Source organism: Sphingobium sp. FG125, from assembly GCF_057809795.1.
In genome coordinates this window covers 68,014-83,428 of sequence record NZ_JBMDKQ010000011.1, presented here as the reverse complement: position 1 = coordinate 83,428, position 15,415 = coordinate 68,014, and the positions used below count along the sequence as shown (strand labels likewise).

The window sequence follows — 15,415 nt, the reverse complement described above, 5'->3', positions numbered from 1 at the left end:
ACATCGGGAGAGAGACTATGAAGCGTGCATCCACCCTGGCAGCGATCGTCGGTTTGAGTTTGGCGCTGGCCGCATGTGGCGGCAAGGGCGACGACAAACTGGGTGAACAGGCCCAGGAAGCGGCAGAGAACAAGGCCGACAAGATGGACGCCATGGCCGACAATATGAGCGGCACCGCTGAGGATATGATGCAGGCCAAGGCGGATGCGACGCGCGAAGCGGGCGATGCCCGCGAAGAGGCCATCGATGAATCCGACATCAACGCAGCTGCATTGACGCCTGCCGAGCGGGCGAAAGTCATCAACGGCAATTGATGTCGGCGCAATGCCAACCGACATGCTGCGTGGCATGTCGGTCAGCTTGCCACCATGTTCGGTGATGTGGCCATGGCGGCGTCCGCCTGGCCGGCGCAGCTTAGCGCATCAGTCCGGCGGTGCGCAGGGCGTCTTCGATAATCTTCTGAACGCTGCTTTTGGCTGCCGCGGTCGGCGGAGGTTGGATAGCCGACAGCGGTTCAAGTTTCGCCGCTTTTAACATCGGCAGATTGGGCGTTTCAGTTTTCATCGTGTTAGCGGTTTTGGATTTCGGCGTAGCTTTGCGGTCGCCCAGTATGTTCCAGGACGCGGCTATCCTGCGGGTCGATGAAATGCCCGCCTCCAGCATATGGGGCATTGGCGTCCCGCACGCATCATCCCCGGTGGTGGCGAGCGGCGTGCCATGGCCCATATTTGCAATCCGATAATCCTCTACCAAGGCGCGGCCTTTGGCGTCTTTCCAGATGCGGTGGCGATGACCGGCGACATTTTGCGTCGCGCTCGGCTTGTGATCCAGCCCATGAACCGACAACCATTGGGCGAGGATCGCATCGGCATTGCTGCTGTTGACGGTGGGGTCCGCCGCGCCGTGCCAGACAGAAACACGCGGCCAGGGACCGGCATGGTCGGTCGCGCCCCGCACGCGATCGCCAAGCTGAGCGCCACTGGATGGACCCGGTGTGCGCATCGCCTCCAGCGCTTGCGGGACATTGGACGCAGCACCAAAGGGCAGTCCTGCAATGATCGCGCCGCCAGCAAACAGCTCAGGATAGCTGGCCAGCAATATCGATGTCATGGCGCCACCGGCGGACAGGCCGGTCACGAATATGCGCGACCGGTCGATGCCATGAGTGTCGATCATGGTCTCGATCATCTGGCGGATCGAGAGGGCTTCGCCGCGATCGCGCCCATTATCAGCGGGCGAGAACCAGTTGAAACACAGATTGGGATTGTTGGCGCGCTGCTGTTCGGGGAACAGAAGGATGAAGCCATGCTCGTCGGCCAGTTGCGACCAGCCGGCACCACGATCATAGCCGTCCGCGGTCTGGGTGCAGCCATGCAGGACGACGACCAAAGCTGGCTTGCTGGCGACATGCGCGGGTATGTGACATTTCGCCTTCAACGCGCCCGGATTGCTGCCGAACGGTGCGAAATCCTGCAACCGGCCCGGTTCGTTCCGGTCCATGGGCGCGGCCGCGGCTGTCCGCATGGCCATCAATTGGGCAATATTGGTGGATAATTTTCTCATGACATGACCTCCGGCCTTGAAGAGCGGCCACATTGGCCATGATAGTCGGCGGCGGATTATGCTGCACTGCACAATATGGCTATCCGCGCCGATGCGACAAGGTGAGAGTTCAAAATTTATCGGTAATGCCGCTGAGTAAGGGCGGAGAGTTGTCGCAGCCCGGTGCGGTGCGCGGCCCTGTCGGCATATGGTTGCACCGGAAAGAAAAATGGCGGGGTCACCCCCGCCATTTCTGCATCAATGCTGCATCGAATGTTTGATGTCGCGCATTTCGTCATGCCCGGCCTTGACCGATGCATAGCTGGTTTCAATCACGCCGCGCACAGCCGGGCTTAGCTTCGTGTCCTCCAGCGCATCCTCAAACTTGGCCTTGATATGATCTTCGCCTGCCTCGACCTCGTTGATGATCGCCTTGTCATCATGGCCGGTGACCACGGACTTGAGGTTCAGGAACATGCGATGCGCCCCGGCGAGCAGCGTGCCGTCATCTTCCGGGTTGCCGCCCAGTGCGGTCACCTGCTGCTGCAGGCGGGTGGCGATGGCGCGCCGTTCGCTGGCCCGGCTGGTGAAGAGCGCGGTAAAGCGGCTATTCTCGCTGTCCTTGGCCGCTTCGGTATAGCCATCGGCGCTGTCGATGGTCGTAGCGATCAGGCCGTTAAGGGTCGAAACATCGTGGCTGTTATCGGACATAGGAATTTCCTCTTATAGGGGGTGGCAGTCACCGCGGCGGTTGGCGACTGCCTGGTCCATCAACGACGATCCTTCGTGAAAGTCGCATCGATTGCGCCCCGCTTAACCTCCATCAGTATGATTTTTCGTCGATCGACTGCACCTCGTCGGTGTGAACGTCGAACCTGACGAGATTTGTCGGCCCAAAGGCCGTGGTCAGCGCGACATCGGTTGCGTCGCGACCCCGCGCCATCAGGATGCGACCGATGCGGGGCCGGTTGTGGCGGGCGTCGCGCGTGTACCAGTTGCCGTCGATATAGACGTCGAACCAGGCGCTGAAATCCATCGGCGCATCGACGGGCGGGATACCGATGTCGCCCAGATAGCCGGTGCAATAGCGCGCCGGGATATTCATGCAGCGGCAAAGGGTGACGGCCAAATGCGCAAAATCGCGGCACACGCCACGTTTTTCCTGAAAAGCGTTCCAGGCGGTCATGTCGGACCGGGCATGATGATAGCCAAATTCGATATGGTTGTGGGCGAAATCGACTATGGCATCGACCCGCGCCTTTGCCGTCGTGTAGTGCGCGAAATTGCCCCAGGCGAACGCCATCAACCGGTCCGTCTCGCAATAGCGGCTGCCCAGCAGGAACGGCATCACCGCATCGGGCAATTCCTCGACTGGCGTGTGCGGACCATCTGGAGCCGGCACATCCACCTCACCGCTATCCTCGATCACGAAATCGCATGACAGGGTAACGCCGCCCGCCGGAATGGTGAGGCGCGTCGCGACATTCCCGAAGTCATCCTCGAAATGGTAGAGCGGCACGTCGGGGCTGGTCATCAGCCGCTGGGGCGTGCGCAGGTCGAGATGGCGGGAGGGATGCAGGCTGAGCATCGCCATCATCGCGGTCTTGTTCTGGGTTTCAAATCTGATTTCATATCCGCAGCGGATCAGCATGGAGGGGACTTTCCTGAAGTGCCGACAGGGCGGCCGTTATTGGCTTTGGGTGGCGCAGGACGACGCAGTCCGGGGATCAGTGCAGACCGGGGTGCTGGCCAAATGTCTCTGGCAAGTGCATCAAGGTGGCATGGTCGCACAGGAAAGCCCAATGCCGATCGCGAGTGCGGATGACAGGAAGGATCGTCAGCATGGTCATGGGGGAGGATCCTGATGGCCAAAGGCGTGGCAAACGAGCTATTGGGTCTGAACGATCCGGCACCGTTCGGGCTGTTAAACGCAGCAGGCGCGTCCCCGTTCCTGCTGATCGGCGATCATGCCGGGGCGGCGATACCAGCGGCGCTGGGTGATCTGGGCCTGGGCGTAGCCGACCGCGGCCGCCACATCGCCATCGACATTGGCGTCCATGGTCTGGGCGATAGGTTGGCCGAGCGGCTTGATGCGCCCTTTCTGCACCAGATTTATTCGCGTTTGGTTATTGATTGCAACCGCGATCCCGCGCGGGATGACGCGATTTCTGCGGTGTCCGACGGCAGCCGGATCAGCGGCAATGAAGCGCTGGGCGAAGCTGCGCGCGCTTCGCGGGTTGCGGCGATCCACATGCCTTATCATCAGGCGATCAGTGACATGATCGACGCGCGGAGCGCTGCCGGTCGTGATACGATCCTGCTATCGCTCCACAGTTTCACGCCGGTCATGGGCGGGATTGCCCGACCGTGGGAGGTGGGTGTCCTGCACTGGCGCGGTCGCACCGATTTTGCCTATGCCATGCTGGCGGCGTTGCGCGACACAGCGACCCTTACCGTGGGCGACAATGTCCCCTATGCTATGGATGCGACAGACTTTACCGTTCCTTTCCATGCCTTTCCCCACGACATTGCCTATGCGGAGATAGAAGTCCGGCAGGATTTGATCGCCAGTATCGAGGGACAACTTCTCTGGGCCGATCATTTGGCGCACGCCGCAGAAGACGCTTTGCAACGCATCAGTTGATGGCGAATCCGCATCATGTGTCTGGCCAATATGGCTTGTGCTAGCGCTGGCAACCATCTATTCCAATGCCATGCCAGACCCAGAAATCATGGCGCTGCAAGTCGCGCGGGACGATGATGTAGCCGTTGCGTTGATGCCGCTCGTGCCGGGGCAGGTGGTTGCCATCGGTGATCGCGAAGTGACCATTGTCGACGCGATCGCGCCGGGCCACAAATTTGCCGTTCATGACATATCCGTCGGTAGCGCCGTCCGTCGTTATCGTGCGCCGATCGGCACTGCGACTCGGCCGATCGGCGTAGGTGAGCATGTGCATAGTCATAATGTGCAGACAGCTCTGCGCGGTGAACTGGCCTATGACTATGTGGCCAAGCCTGTAGAGGTTGTCGAAACGCCGGGCGATACGGTGCCCGGCTTTAACGGCTATGTCCGGCAGGACGGCAGCGTCGGTATCCGCAATGAAATCTGGATATTGCCCTCGGTCGGCTGCGTCGGCCGTCTGGGCGAAAGGCTGGCGCGCTGGGGTGAAGGTCTGGTCGGCGCCCATGTCGATGGCGTCCATGCGTTCAACCATCCCTTTGGCTGTTCGCAACTGGGCCATGATCTGGAAGGTACGACAGCGATCCTTGCTTCGCTGGCGCAAAACCCCAATGCAGGCGGCGTGCTGATTGTCGGGCTGGGATGCGAATCCAACCAGCTCGACCTGATATTGGCGCAGATCCCGCCAGAAAAGCGGGCGCGGGTCCGCACTGTGCGGGCGCAGAGCGAGCAGGATGAATTTGCCGCGGGTAAAGCGGCGTTGGAAGCGCTCGCCGATCTGATGGCACAGGATGTGCGCCAGTCTGTGCCGCTGTCGGCGCTGCGGCTGGGGGTCAAATGCGGTGGCTCCGACGCGATGAGCGGCCTGACCGCCAATCCGCTGATCGGCCGGATGGCGGACGCGGTCACCCAGGCGGGTGGCACGGCGGTCCTGACCGAAATCCCTGAAATGTTCGGCGCGGAACAGTTGCTGCTGGCGCGGGCGGAGAATGAGGCTGTTTTTGATCGGCTGACGCAAGTGGTCAATCGCTTCAAACGCTATTTTCTGGACCATGGTGAGCCGGTGTCGGAAAATCCCAGCCCCGGCAATATCGCAGGCGGCATCACCACGCTGGAGGAGAAATCGCTCGGTGCGGTGCAAAAGGGGGGGCTGGCACGCGTCGTCGATGTGATCGACTATGGCCATATCGCAACCCGGCACGGGCTGACGATATTGGAGGCGCCGGGCAATGACGCGGTATCGACGACGGCGCTGGCGGCAGCGGGCGTGACGCTGACGCTGTTTTCCACGGGCCGTGGCACCCCGCTCGGCAGTCCGGTGCCGACGATGAAGATCGCGTCCAACACTGCGCTGGCAGCGGCCAAGCCGGGCTGGATCGACTTTGACGCCGGGATGGTTCTGACCGACGGCATGGATGCCGCCGCGGACGCCTTGCTGGATTGCATCGTCGCGGTCGCCAGTGGCGCGCAGGCCTGTAATGAGCGTAATGACGAACGCTCCATCGGCATCTGGAAACGCGGCGTTACCCTTTAGGCGCGCGCAACGCTCCCTATACAAACGGCCATTTGAGCGGCATGGCAGAATGTATGGAATCACCTCATCAGACGTTGGACGAGCTGGGCTGGCGCGCCTTTTTCAGCGCGCAAGTCCCAGAGGCTGACGACAACGCGGGCAAGCCATGTCGCGTAATGGCAGTGCATCGCGGCAAGATCGCGGTGGCAGGCGAGGGCGGGGCGCTCGATATCCAGCCCGGCTTTGGCGATGGCCTGGCGGCGGAGGATCATCCCACCGTCGGCGACTGGGTATTGGTCGATCCTGCCACGCTTCAGATCACGCAAATTCTCCGGCGCGCCAACCTGTTCAAGCGGCGTGCACCCGGCGGTGACCAGAAAACCCAGCTGATCGCGGCCAATGTCGACACGCTGTTCATCGTCGCGTCCTGCAATCAGGATTTCAGCATCCCCCGGCTGGAGCGCTATCTGATCCTGGCGCGCGAGGTGGGCGTGCATCCCGTGATCATCCTGACCAAGACCGATCTGACCGACACGCCAGAGGCTTTCGCGGCGGCGGCGCGTGACTTGCAGCCGGAATTGCAGGTGGAAACCATCAATGGCAAAGACCCCGCCAGTGCGGCGCGCCTCTCCGATTGGTGTGGCAAAGGGCAGACCGTCGCGCTGGTGGGATCGTCCGGCGTTGGCAAGTCCACGCTGGTCAACACGTTACGCGGATCGGACAGCATCGCGACGCAGGATGTTCGCAAGGCCGACGGCACCGGGCGGCATACCACGACAGTGCGGGAGATGCACCGGCTGCATCAAGGCGGCTGGTTGCTCGACACGCCGGGGATGCGCGAGTTGCAACTGACCGACGTAGCGTCAGGCTTGGCTGTCGTGTTTGCCGACATAGTCGAGGCGGCGGAGCAGTGCCGCTTTTCCGATTGCGCCCATAAAGGTGAACCGGGGTGCGCGGTTCAGGCGGCGATCGCGAATGGCAGGCTGACACCCGCCCGTCTGGATCGCTGGCGCGCACTGGTGGCGGAAGAAACCTATAACAGCGCCAGCCCCGCCGAACGCCGCGCATTGGATCGTATCGCAGCGGCGGCGGCAGCCAAGCGAAAATGAGACGCGATCCGCTGCATTGAGCGGCATAATGTCAGCCGCGACTGATGATAATGACTTGCAATATGCAGTAACGGCGATATGGGATCAGCGATGTTCCATTGAGGTCTTGCCATGTCATCCCGATCACGCCGCTGGATACGCATAGCGCTCGCCGGACCGGGGGCGGTGATCGTGGCGCTCGTCATGATGGCGGGCATGGCGCTGTGGCTGCCCGGCGGGGCGGCGGGGATCGATAATCTTGTGCTCCCGCTGATATTGGTGCCGCTGATCTGGGCGGGGCTGTTCTTCCACGCCTGTCTTGACCGGCGGCTCGGCCGGGTCGCGATCGTGGCCGGGGGGCTATTAGCGATCCATGGCGGTCTGATCGCGCAGAAATTTAGCGCAACACAACCCGTCGCAACGGAGAACCATCGATGATCCACCTGCCCAAGGATGAAACCAAGGCGATGGTCGCGGTGCATGGCTGGTCGGGCATCTTGCTTGGCCTGCTGCTCTATGCGGTGGTACTGACTGGTACGGCGGCGGTGTTCGCCGAGGAGATCGGCATCTGGTCCGCGGGCCATATCACGTCGCAATCGGCGTTCGAGCGGCCGATGGCGGACACGATGCGGACACTGGGCGATCGCACGCCCAAGCAATATCATGAAGCTGTCGACCTGTTCGAGGTGCGTGACCATGACCTGGGTGCTTTCTTCCACCGGCATGAGGTGGACAAGGGCGAACTGATCAGCCGGGGCATCTTCTATGTCGTCGGCAAGGATGGCCGCGTCACCCACAGTCAGCAGGGGACGGACGAGGATGTATACGGCCCGCGCAACGACAATGCGCTGAGCAGCTTCCTGGTCGATACCCATGTGCGGCTCCATGTCCCCAATCCCTGGGGGCTGTTGCTGACCGGGATCGTCGGCCTGTCGATGCTGGTCGCCGCGGTATCGGGCCTGCTGATCCATCGCCATCTGTTCAAGGATATCTTCACGCTGCGGCGCAAGGCGAACCCGGTGCTGGTCAATCGCGACCGGCACAGCGTGGCTGGCACATGGAGCCTGCCCTTCGCCTTCATCCTGGCCTTTACCGGCAGCTTCTTCTCCTTCTTCGGCACGATCGGCGTGCCGATCGTTGCGATGGCGGCCTTTGGCGGGGATGTCGTCGCGCTGACCGAGGCGGTCTATGGCACCCCCGGCAAGCCCGATCCCCGGCCCGCTGCCATCGGCGATTTTGATCGTATCACCAGCGATGCGATTGCGCGGGCAGGCGCGATCCCGACCTTCGTCGCGGTCGAGAATTACGGGCGGGCCGATGCCAAAGTAACAACTTACCACCCGCCCAAAAGCGGCGGCCTTGCCCCCATTTCGCTGCTGTACGACGGCGCGACCGCGCGCTTTAATCAGGTCAAGCCACTGATCGGTCCCGCGCCATCCGCGGGCGGCACGCTGGCCGCGATCATGTCGCCGCTGCACTTTGGCAATTTCGCCGGGATGCTGTCGAAGGCGATCTGGTTCGGCTTGGGCTTTGCCATGTGCTATGTCACCTATACCGGCATCCGTCTCTGGCTGGTACGGCGGGAGGAGGGCGCTCGGTCGCTGGGCTGGCTTGATCGTTCGCTGGTCATCGTCGGGCTGGGCCTGCCGGTCGCGCTGCTTGCTTCGACCGCTGCCTTCCTTGTCGCCATGCCGATGGGCAGCGCGACCTACTGGACGCCTGCCAGTTTCCTGATTGCGTCCGCCGTCATCATCCTGGCCGGGTTCCTGTGGCCGACCAGCACCGCCTTCGCGCGTGTGCTGCAAGGGGCGATGGCGGTCATCATGCTGGTCCTGCTGCCGCTGCGCCTGCTGACCGGTGGCCCCGGCTGGGCGAGCGCAATGGCGGCGGGGCAGCCGGTCATCGTCGCGCTGGATCTGGCTTTTCTGCTGACCGGCGGCTGGTTGCTATGGTCGGTTCTTCGGACCAGCCAGAACCGCCGGAGCGCTGGGCATCGTGTCTTGCAGGCTGCGGAATGATGGCCGTGCTGATCGCCGCGATTGCTGTTTCCGCCGGACTTCTGGCGCTCCTGTGCCTACGCGATCCCAAACGACGGCGGAGCATCAAATTGCCCGGCGCGGTGCAGGGGACGACCGCGCGCCGAATTCTTGCCGCCGCCAGCCTGTTGCCGGGGGCTGTCTTTGTCCTGATGGGCGATGCGGCGGCGTTTCTGCTGTGGCTCGGCGGCTATGCTGTGGTCGGCTGGCTCGTCACCCTCGCCTTTTCCGCATGGACTAGAGCGCGCTGCGTTTAATCGGACGCCAGTCGCGCGCTCTAGTTTTTTGTTTTCGCATCGTTTTTAGCGGAAAACCGGTTCCCACTTTTCCGCACGACGCTCGAAACGCATTGAGGCTAGCCACCAATAAGGCGTGCCTATTGCGCGATGATCCTGACTGCGAAGGCCGCCGCCGCCGCCCGTGTCTCCACCCCCAGTTTCTCGAAAATCTGCTCCAGATGCTTGTTCACCGTGCGGGGGCTGATCACCAATATCTCGCTGATGACGCGGTTGGGTTTGCCATAGCTGATCCATAGCAGCACTTCGGCTTCGCGCTGGGTCAGGGCGAAATGGCTTTGCAGCCGGGCAATGTCGGCCTGCGGGTCCAGATGATTGAGGCGGATGAGGGTTTCGCCGGCGCGCGGGCGGCCGACGATGATCAGTTCCACGGTATCGCCGCCGGGGCTATCGGTCTTGACCGTGGTGCCTGCGGGCAGATCGTCGGGCAGCAGGCGGGCGACCGGCGTCCGCAGCATCACGGGTAGTGCAGCGTCGGTGCGCAACCAGCCGGGTTCGAGCGCTTCCATGAGTTTGTCCGCGCCGGGCGTCCGCCACGACAGCGCGCCGTCATTGCCCACCGCGATCAGGTTGCGGCCGGTCGCGTCGAGCGCATAATGCCCCCCCTGCGTCTTGCGCGCATTGGCCATATGGACGCGGACGCGGGCGAGCAATTCCTCGACCACGATCGGCTTACGCACATAATCGACGCCGCCCGCCTCCAGCGCATGGACGACATGCTCGCTTTCGGTAAGACCGGTCATGAAGATGATCGGCACCGCCGCGCCGCGCGGCATATGCTTGATCGCGCGCGTGGTTTCAAAGCCATCGAGGCCCGGCATCACTGCGTCCATCAGGATCAGGTCGGGCGTTACATGGGCGAGCAGTTCGAGTGCCGCTTCGCCGCTGGTGGCGATGAGGACGGAGATGTTGGCCGCCTCCAGCGTGTCGGTCAGGAAACGGAGCGATTCCGGCGTGTCGTCGACGACAAGGACGGTGTCGCGGTGAGGGATAGGGGTATGGGTAGGGGGAGTGGTCATTTGACGGCCCTTATGATTTTTATCAGCCCCTTGAGGTCGAAACGGTCGAGATGGGCGAGCATCCGGGCGGTGAGCGGCTGAGCCTCCGGCACGGCCTCTTCGAGCGCCCGGATGCTCGATTCGATGCCGCGCACATGGCCGATGATCGCCTTCTGCTCGATATCGGCCAGGATGGGCAGCGCGTCCTCTGGCAGGATGGGCAGGTCAAACTCGTCGGGCGCTGGCGCAGGCGGCAACGGGGCGTCCCCGGTCCAGCGGATATGGAGCTGATCGGCGATCGCATCCAGCAGCGCGTCGAGATCGACCGGCTTCATCAGGAACATGTCATGCGCCGCCTGCCCGTCCCCGCCGCGATGATATTCATGGGCGTTGGCCGACACCATGATGATCCGCACCGTCCCACCCAGTGTTGCGCGTAGCGCCCGGCTGATGTCCCAGCCGGATTCGCCGGGCATCGAGATGTCGAGCAGGATGATGTCGGGCGCGTCGCGGGCGGCGATCTCCAGCCCCGCGCGGCCGCTCAGCGCCTCCATCACGGTGAAGTCGAGCGGTTCGAGCAGCCCGCGCAGCACCGCAACCTGCGCCGGATCATCGTCGATCAGCAATATCTTGCGGCGATCGCCGACATAGCCCGAAATTCGGTCCACTGGTGGCGCGTCCTCCACCGGGTTGGCGACATGGCCCAGCATCAGGCGGACGGTGAACTGTGTCCCTTTCCCCGCTTCACTGACGACGGACAGGTCGCCGCCCAATATCTGCACCAGCGCCTGGGTGATGGAGAGGCCAAGGCCGATCCCCTTTTGCCGTTGCGCGTCGGGGTTGCTGCCACGATCGAACGGGTCGAACACGCGCTTCAAATCATCAGGCGCAATGCCGATGCCGGTGTCGATAATGTCGAAGGTCGCCATCTGGCTGCGATAGGCGACGCGGAAGGTGACGGAGCCGGTGCGGGTGAATTTGATCGCGTTGGACAGCAGGTTGATGAGTATCTGGCGCAGGCGCTTCTGGTCGGTGCGGACGAAATCGGGCAGCTGGGCGGGGCGCTCGAACAGGAAATCGATGCCCTTCGACTGCGCCTGCGGGCGAAACATGTTGGCGATCTGATCGACAAAGGGGGCCAGGCGCACGGTTTCGCTGCTGATGCGCAGCACGCCGCTTTCGACCTGGCTGATGTCCAGCAGCCCTTCGACCAGATTGGTGAGATGCTCGGCGCTGCGGCGGATGATCTTGGCGGCTTCGACGGGCGCAATGTCATGGCCGCGCTCCATCAGTTGCGCGTAGCCGTAGATGGAGTTTAAGGGCGACCGGATTTCATGACTGACGCTGACGAGATAACGGCTCTTGGCGGCATTGGCGGATTCTGCGGCCTCCTTGGCCTTTTGCAGCTGCGCGCCGGTGACGTCATGGGCGATCACCTCTTCCATCAGCTTCTGCACATGATGCTCGCTTTCCTGCATCGCGGAGCGGCGGCTTTGATGGGCCAGCACGATCATCCAGGCGATGACTCCGCCAAACAGGGAGAAGAGCAGGAACAGCCCCAGCATGAGGCCGGACATCTCCGCAGCGATGTTCGGCATCCAGCGACCGATCTGCCAGTTGATGCCGCCCAGCAAGGCGGCATTGGCGATGGTGATGGCGGCCATGACGGCGAAGAAATGACCCACGGGCGTGTGGACATAACGGGCTATGCGTTGCGGCAGCAGATGTTCAAGCCAGCGCGCGGCCTGTTGGGTCGCGCGGCTGTCGCTCTTGCAGCGATCATGGCAGCGTGCCTCCAGCGTACAGCAGAGCGAACAGATCGGCGCGGCATACATGGGGCAATGCGCCATGTCGACCGGCTGGAAGCTGTTTTCGCAGATGATGCAGCTGTTGGCGTCGTCCCCCTCCGTCGCCTCGGCGCGGCGGGCGATATAATAGCGGCCATGGGTGACGAGCGCGATCAGCGGTGCGGCGGTGAAGGCGACGGCCATGCCGATGACCGGCGCGAAGGCCTGCGCCACATCGCCCAGCAGGCCCAGATGCGCGCAGCCTGATATCAGGATCGACAAGAGCATCGCGCCGATGCCGACCGGGTTGATGTCATAGAGGTGTGCGCGCTTGAATTCGATGCCTGCGGGGGAGAGGCCGAGCGGCTTGGAGATCATCAGATCGGCGGCGAGCGCCCCGATCCAGCCCGCCGCGGCGGTGGCGTAGAGGATCAATATCGCCTCGATCGCGTCGAAAATGCCGACTTCCATCAGCAATAGTGCGAGCAACACGTTGAAGATCAGCCACACGACGCGGCCGGGATGGCTGTGGGTCAGACGGGCGAAGAAATTGGACCAGGCGATCGACCCGGCATAGGCATTGGTGACGTTGATCTTGAGCTGGCAGATGATGACGAACAGCCCGGTCAGCACCAGCGAAAGTCCGGCATGGCCCGACATGGCGGTGAAGATCGCGTGGAACATCGCCGTCGGGTTGGAGGCGTCACTGGCCAAAGCCGCGCCGCCGATCAGATAATGGGCGAGCCAGGAACCAAGCAGCAGCTTCATGCCGCCGATCAGCGTCCAGCCCGGCCCCCCGGCCAGCATCGCCGCCCACCATTTGCCTTTGCCGATCTTTTTGGCGCTAGGCAGGAAGCGCAGATAATCCGCCTGCTCGCCGATCTGGGGGAGGAGAGAGAGCAGGGTGGACAGCGCGAAGCCGAAATAGAGCAGGCTGACGCTGCCATCTTTCGCGCCCAACTGGCCAGTGAAGCGGGACCATTCCGCCAGCGCCGAAGGGCCGGACCAGAGGATATAGGCGATCGGCGCAATTTGCAGCGCGATCCAGATGCCCTGCGTCGCATTCTGGAACCGGGTGATGGCGCTCATGCCGTAGAGAGCAATCGGAATGACGATGAGGGCGCTCACCAGATAGGCGACGCTCATCGCCATGCCGGTCATCGCGGTCAGCGCGACCGCCATGATCGTCGCTTCGACCGAGAAGAGCAGGAAGGTGAAGCTGGCGTAGATCAGCGAGGTGAGGGTGGAACCAAGATAACCGAACCCTGCGCCGCGCGTCAGCAGATCGATGTCCAGCCCATGTTTGGCCGCGTGATAGGCGATGGGCAGGCCGATGACGAACATCAGGGCGACGGCGGCGGCGATGGCCGCGACGCTGTTGGCAAAGCCATAGGTGAGCGTAATCGACGCGCCGATCGCTTCGCAGGCGAGGAAGGCGGTCGCGCCGATCGCGGTGTTGGCGACCTGCCCCGCCGACCAGCGCCGGGCGTTGTCGGCGGTGTAGCGCAGGGCATAATCCTCCAATGTCTGGCTGGCGACCCATTTATTGTAGAGCCGCTTTTCGCGCAGGACATAGGCGGCGCGATCCATCAGATCGCGGCAGGGTAGGGGCGCAGCCCGCCAGTGGAGACGATGAAGTCGATGACCGCAGCCAGCCCGATATTGTCCTTGAGGTTGGTGAACAGGAACGGGCGGTCGCCGCGCATCTTCTTCGCGTCACGGTCCATCACGCCCAGATCCGCGCCGACCAGCGGGGCCAGGTCGATCTTGTTGATGAGCAGCAGGTCCGACCGGGTGATGCCGGGGCCGCCCTTGCGCGGAATTTTGTCGCCCGCCGACACGTCGATGACATAGATGGTGATGTCGGCCAGTTCGGGGCTGAAGGTCGCGGCCAGATTGTCGCCGCCGCTTTCGATGAAGATGAGTTCAAGGCCGGGAAATTTGCGGTGCATCGTGTCGACGGCGGCCAGATTGATGCTGGCATCCTCGCGGATCGCGGTGTGCGGGCAGCCGCCGGTTTCCACCCCCATGATCCGTTCAGGCACCAGCGCGCCGGATCGGGTGAGAAACTCCGCATCCTCGCGCGTGTAGATGTCGTTGGTGATGGCGGCGATATTAAAATGATCGCGCATCGCCTTGCACAGCCGGTCGGTCAGCGCGGTCTTGCCGGAGCCGACCGGGCCGCCAATGCCGACGCGCAGGGGACCGTTATGAGAGGTCATGATCGGAACAACCTTGTATAGAGTGTTTCGTGGGAAAGGCTGGCGAGTTCGAGGTCTGGCGCGGCAGTGCCGAGATCGTCGAGCGACGTGTGGAGCGCCCTCTCTGCAATGGCTGGAATGGCCTGGGATAGCGCGGCCAGCGCCAACTGGCCATCGGTCTGGCCAAGCGGCACGAGCCGTACGCCCGCCGAGACAAGGTTGGCGGCGGTCGCGTGCAGCCAGCCGTGCAGCGCGGGCTCCAGTGGAATGGCGTGGACGGCGCAGGCCAGCGCCATGACGGTGGCATGGGCGATGGGGTGATCGCCGTTGCGCGCCGCGAAAGAGTCGAGTGCGGGGTGCGGCCATGCCCGCCGCGTGACCGACAGGAAGGAGCCACCCTGCTGGCGGCTTTCGAGCGCGGTTTCGCTGCTGCCGCGAAAGGCGGCGGCGAGTTCGGACAGGGCGTCGAACATTGCCTCATCATGCGCGGCGCGGTGGGCGTGAACGAACAGCACAGCATCGATCCAGCCGCCGCCCCGTGCCAGCACCGCCTCGACATAGGCGGTGACATGGCCAGCTGTGGTGATGCGGCCATCCTCGACCGCGGTTTCCAGGCCATGGCTGTAGGTGAAGCTGCCCACCGGATAGGAGGGCGAGGTCCAGGCCAGCAGGCGGTGGAGCGCGGCGTCAGCCAGCATGATCGTGATGATGATCGTGGGAATGATCATGCCCGTGATGATGGTGCCCGCCGCCGCCGGAATATGCGCCGCCTTCGGGGGTAAAGGGGGCGTGGATTTTCGTGACGGTCGCGCCCAGCCCCTCCAGCATCGCGTTGATGACATGATCGTCGCGCACGCGGATCGCGTGGGGGTGCAGTTCGGCGGGCATATGGCGGTTGCCGATATGCCAGGCGAGGCGGATCATCGCGGAAGGATCGGCGGCGGTGACCTCGACCAGCGCTTCGGGTGCGGCGAGGATTTCGACCAGCCGCCCGTCGGACAGTTGCACCGCATCGCCATGATTCAGCACCGTCGCACGGGCCAGGTCGAGCAGGAACAGCGTGCCATGGTCGGCAGTATAGACCCAGCGACGGCGGTGGCGCGCGTCATGGTCCAGCATGATATGGTCGGCGGCGGGGCCGGACCAGTGGCCGTGGGGGAGGACGGTGTGGGCGGTCAACATGATGTAATCACTCCATCATTCCCGCGAAGGCGGGAACCCACCTCCCACCCCATCCCCAGATGCGAGGCCCGGAGATGGGTCCCCGCCTTCGC

The 15,415-nt window shown here is 63.2% G+C and carries 16 protein-coding genes; 7 read left to right on the top strand and 9 right to left on the bottom strand.

Annotation, left to right across the window (positions count from 1 at the left end):
* Window positions 1-17: 17 nt before the first annotated feature.
* Complete coding sequence (locus tag ACODSR_RS12380) at window positions 18-314, top strand: hypothetical protein (protein ID WP_489076878.1); 297 nt, start codon at window positions 18-20, stop codon at window positions 312-314.
* 100 nt (window positions 315-414) lie between these two features.
* On the opposite strand, the gene ACODSR_RS12375 is transcribed toward ACODSR_RS12380, so the two are convergent.
* The 4 genes from ACODSR_RS12375 to ACODSR_RS12360 all read right to left on the bottom strand — a co-directional run bounded on the left by ACODSR_RS12375 (window position 415) and on the right by ACODSR_RS12360 (window position 3,392).
* Window positions 415-1,563: an extracellular catalytic domain type 1 short-chain-length polyhydroxyalkanoate depolymerase gene (locus ACODSR_RS12375; RefSeq protein ID WP_489076876.1), complete on the bottom strand. Its 1,149-nt coding sequence runs from the start codon at window positions 1,561-1,563 to the stop codon at window positions 415-417.
* A 237-nt stretch (window positions 1,564-1,800) separates the two neighbouring features.
* Complete coding sequence (locus ACODSR_RS12370; protein ID WP_489076874.1) at window positions 1,801-2,253, bottom strand: PA2169 family four-helix-bundle protein; 453 nt, start codon at window positions 2,251-2,253, stop codon at window positions 1,801-1,803.
* A gap of 112 nt (window positions 2,254-2,365) precedes the next feature.
* Window positions 2,366-3,193, bottom strand: a complete 828-nt coding sequence (locus tag ACODSR_RS12365) for a transglutaminase-like domain-containing protein (protein WP_489076872.1) — start codon at window positions 3,191-3,193, stop codon at window positions 2,366-2,368.
* A gap of 76 nt (window positions 3,194-3,269) precedes the next feature.
* Window positions 3,270-3,392, bottom strand: a complete 123-nt coding sequence (locus tag ACODSR_RS12360) for a hypothetical protein (RefSeq protein WP_489076870.1) — start codon at window positions 3,390-3,392, stop codon at window positions 3,270-3,272.
* A 14-nt stretch (window positions 3,393-3,406) separates the two neighbouring features.
* On the opposite strand from ACODSR_RS12360, the gene ACODSR_RS12355 reads away from it, so the two are divergent.
* The 6 genes from ACODSR_RS12355 to ACODSR_RS12330 all read left to right on the top strand — a co-directional run bounded on the left by ACODSR_RS12355 (window position 3,407) and on the right by ACODSR_RS12330 (window position 9,116).
* Window positions 3,407-4,186, top strand: coding sequence for an N-formylglutamate amidohydrolase (locus ACODSR_RS12355; protein WP_489076868.1), 780 nt, complete (start codon window positions 3,407-3,409; stop codon window positions 4,184-4,186).
* 70 nt (window positions 4,187-4,256) lie between these two features.
* Entirely contained in the window at window positions 4,257-5,756 is a 1,500-nt protein-coding gene (locus tag ACODSR_RS12350) for a UxaA family hydrolase (RefSeq protein ID WP_489076998.1), read from the top strand.
* Window positions 5,757-5,809: 53 nt separating this feature from the next.
* Window positions 5,810-6,844 (top strand): ribosome small subunit-dependent GTPase A, encoded by a 1,035-nt coding sequence (gene rsgA, locus ACODSR_RS12345; protein WP_489076867.1) that lies wholly within the window; start codon window positions 5,810-5,812, stop codon window positions 6,842-6,844.
* 111 nt (window positions 6,845-6,955) lie between these two features.
* On the top strand, window positions 6,956-7,261 hold the full coding sequence (locus ACODSR_RS12340) for a hypothetical protein (RefSeq protein WP_489076865.1): 306 nt from the start codon (window positions 6,956-6,958) through the stop codon (window positions 7,259-7,261).
* Complete coding sequence (locus tag ACODSR_RS12335; RefSeq protein ID WP_489076863.1) at window positions 7,258-8,841, top strand: PepSY-associated TM helix domain-containing protein; 1,584 nt, start codon at window positions 7,258-7,260, stop codon at window positions 8,839-8,841. The genes ACODSR_RS12340 and ACODSR_RS12335 overlap by 4 nt, the downstream gene beginning before the upstream one ends.
* Window positions 8,838-9,116: a hypothetical protein gene (locus ACODSR_RS12330; protein ID WP_489076861.1), complete on the top strand. Its 279-nt coding sequence runs from the start codon at window positions 8,838-8,840 to the stop codon at window positions 9,114-9,116. The genes ACODSR_RS12335 and ACODSR_RS12330 overlap by 4 nt, the downstream gene beginning before the upstream one ends.
* A gap of 119 nt (window positions 9,117-9,235) precedes the next feature.
* Here ACODSR_RS12330 and ACODSR_RS12325 read toward each other — a convergent pair whose 3' ends face one another.
* Genes ACODSR_RS12325 through ureE form a run of 5 tightly spaced genes read right to left on the bottom strand, consistent with a single transcriptional unit; the run spans window position 9,236 to window position 15,323 of the window.
* The gene (locus ACODSR_RS12325; protein WP_489076859.1) at window positions 9,236-10,174 is read right to left on the bottom strand and encodes a response regulator; all 939 of its coding nucleotides are present in this window, start codon (window positions 10,172-10,174) and stop codon (window positions 9,236-9,238) included.
* Complete coding sequence (locus ACODSR_RS12320; RefSeq protein WP_489076857.1) at window positions 10,171-13,530, bottom strand: hybrid sensor histidine kinase/response regulator; 3,360 nt, start codon at window positions 13,528-13,530, stop codon at window positions 10,171-10,173. The genes ACODSR_RS12325 and ACODSR_RS12320 overlap by 4 nt, the downstream gene beginning before the upstream one ends.
* Window positions 13,530-14,162, bottom strand: coding sequence for an urease accessory protein UreG (ureG, locus tag ACODSR_RS12315; protein WP_489076856.1), 633 nt, complete (start codon window positions 14,160-14,162; stop codon window positions 13,530-13,532). The genes ACODSR_RS12320 and ureG overlap by 1 nt, the downstream gene beginning before the upstream one ends.
* Window positions 14,159-14,869, bottom strand: coding sequence for an urease accessory protein UreF (locus ACODSR_RS12310; RefSeq protein WP_489076854.1), 711 nt, complete (start codon window positions 14,867-14,869; stop codon window positions 14,159-14,161). Before ACODSR_RS12310 ends, ureG begins: the two co-directional genes overlap by 4 nt.
* Entirely contained in the window at window positions 14,829-15,323 is a 495-nt protein-coding gene (gene ureE, locus ACODSR_RS12305; RefSeq protein ID WP_489076852.1) for an urease accessory protein UreE, read from the bottom strand. The genes ACODSR_RS12310 and ureE overlap by 41 nt, the downstream gene beginning before the upstream one ends.
* Window positions 15,324-15,415 lie beyond the last annotated feature (92 nt).

Bases quoted from the DNA above. Each gene is read 5' to 3' on its own strand.
- ACODSR_RS12380 (WP_489076878.1), top strand. From the start codon at position 18: ATGAAGCGTGCATCCACCCTGGCAGCGATCGTCGGTTTGAGTTTGGCG.
- ACODSR_RS12375 (WP_489076876.1), bottom strand. From the start codon at position 1,563: ATGAGAAAATTATCCACCAATATTGCCCAATTGATGGCCATGCGGACA.
- ACODSR_RS12370 (WP_489076874.1), bottom strand. From the start codon at position 2,253: ATGTCCGATAACAGCCACGATGTTTCGACCCTTAACGGCCTGATCGCT.
- ACODSR_RS12365 (WP_489076872.1), bottom strand. From the start codon at position 3,193: ATGCTGATCCGCTGCGGATATGAAATCAGATTTGAAACCCAGAACAAG.
- ACODSR_RS12360 (WP_489076870.1), bottom strand. From the start codon at position 3,392: ATGACCATGCTGACGATCCTTCCTGTCATCCGCACTCGCGATCGGCAT.
- ACODSR_RS12355 (WP_489076868.1), top strand. From the start codon at position 3,407: ATGGCCAAAGGCGTGGCAAACGAGCTATTGGGTCTGAACGATCCGGCA.
- ACODSR_RS12350 (WP_489076998.1), top strand. From the start codon at position 4,257: ATGCCAGACCCAGAAATCATGGCGCTGCAAGTCGCGCGGGACGATGAT.
- rsgA (WP_489076867.1), top strand. From the start codon at position 5,810: ATGGAATCACCTCATCAGACGTTGGACGAGCTGGGCTGGCGCGCCTTT.
- ACODSR_RS12340 (WP_489076865.1), top strand. From the start codon at position 6,956: ATGTCATCCCGATCACGCCGCTGGATACGCATAGCGCTCGCCGGACCG.
- ACODSR_RS12335 (WP_489076863.1), top strand. From the start codon at position 7,258: ATGATCCACCTGCCCAAGGATGAAACCAAGGCGATGGTCGCGGTGCAT.
- ACODSR_RS12330 (WP_489076861.1), top strand. From the start codon at position 8,838: ATGATGGCCGTGCTGATCGCCGCGATTGCTGTTTCCGCCGGACTTCTG.
- ACODSR_RS12325 (WP_489076859.1), bottom strand. From the start codon at position 10,174: ATGACCACTCCCCCTACCCATACCCCTATCCCTCACCGCGACACCGTC.
- ACODSR_RS12320 (WP_489076857.1), bottom strand. From the start codon at position 13,530: ATGGATCGCGCCGCCTATGTCCTGCGCGAAAAGCGGCTCTACAATAAA.
- ureG (WP_489076856.1), bottom strand. From the start codon at position 14,162: ATGACCTCTCATAACGGTCCCCTGCGCGTCGGCATTGGCGGCCCGGTC.
- ACODSR_RS12310 (WP_489076854.1), bottom strand. From the start codon at position 14,869: ATGATCATTCCCACGATCATCATCACGATCATGCTGGCTGACGCCGCG.
- ureE (WP_489076852.1), bottom strand. From the start codon at position 15,323: ATGTTGACCGCCCACACCGTCCTCCCCCACGGCCACTGGTCCGGCCCC.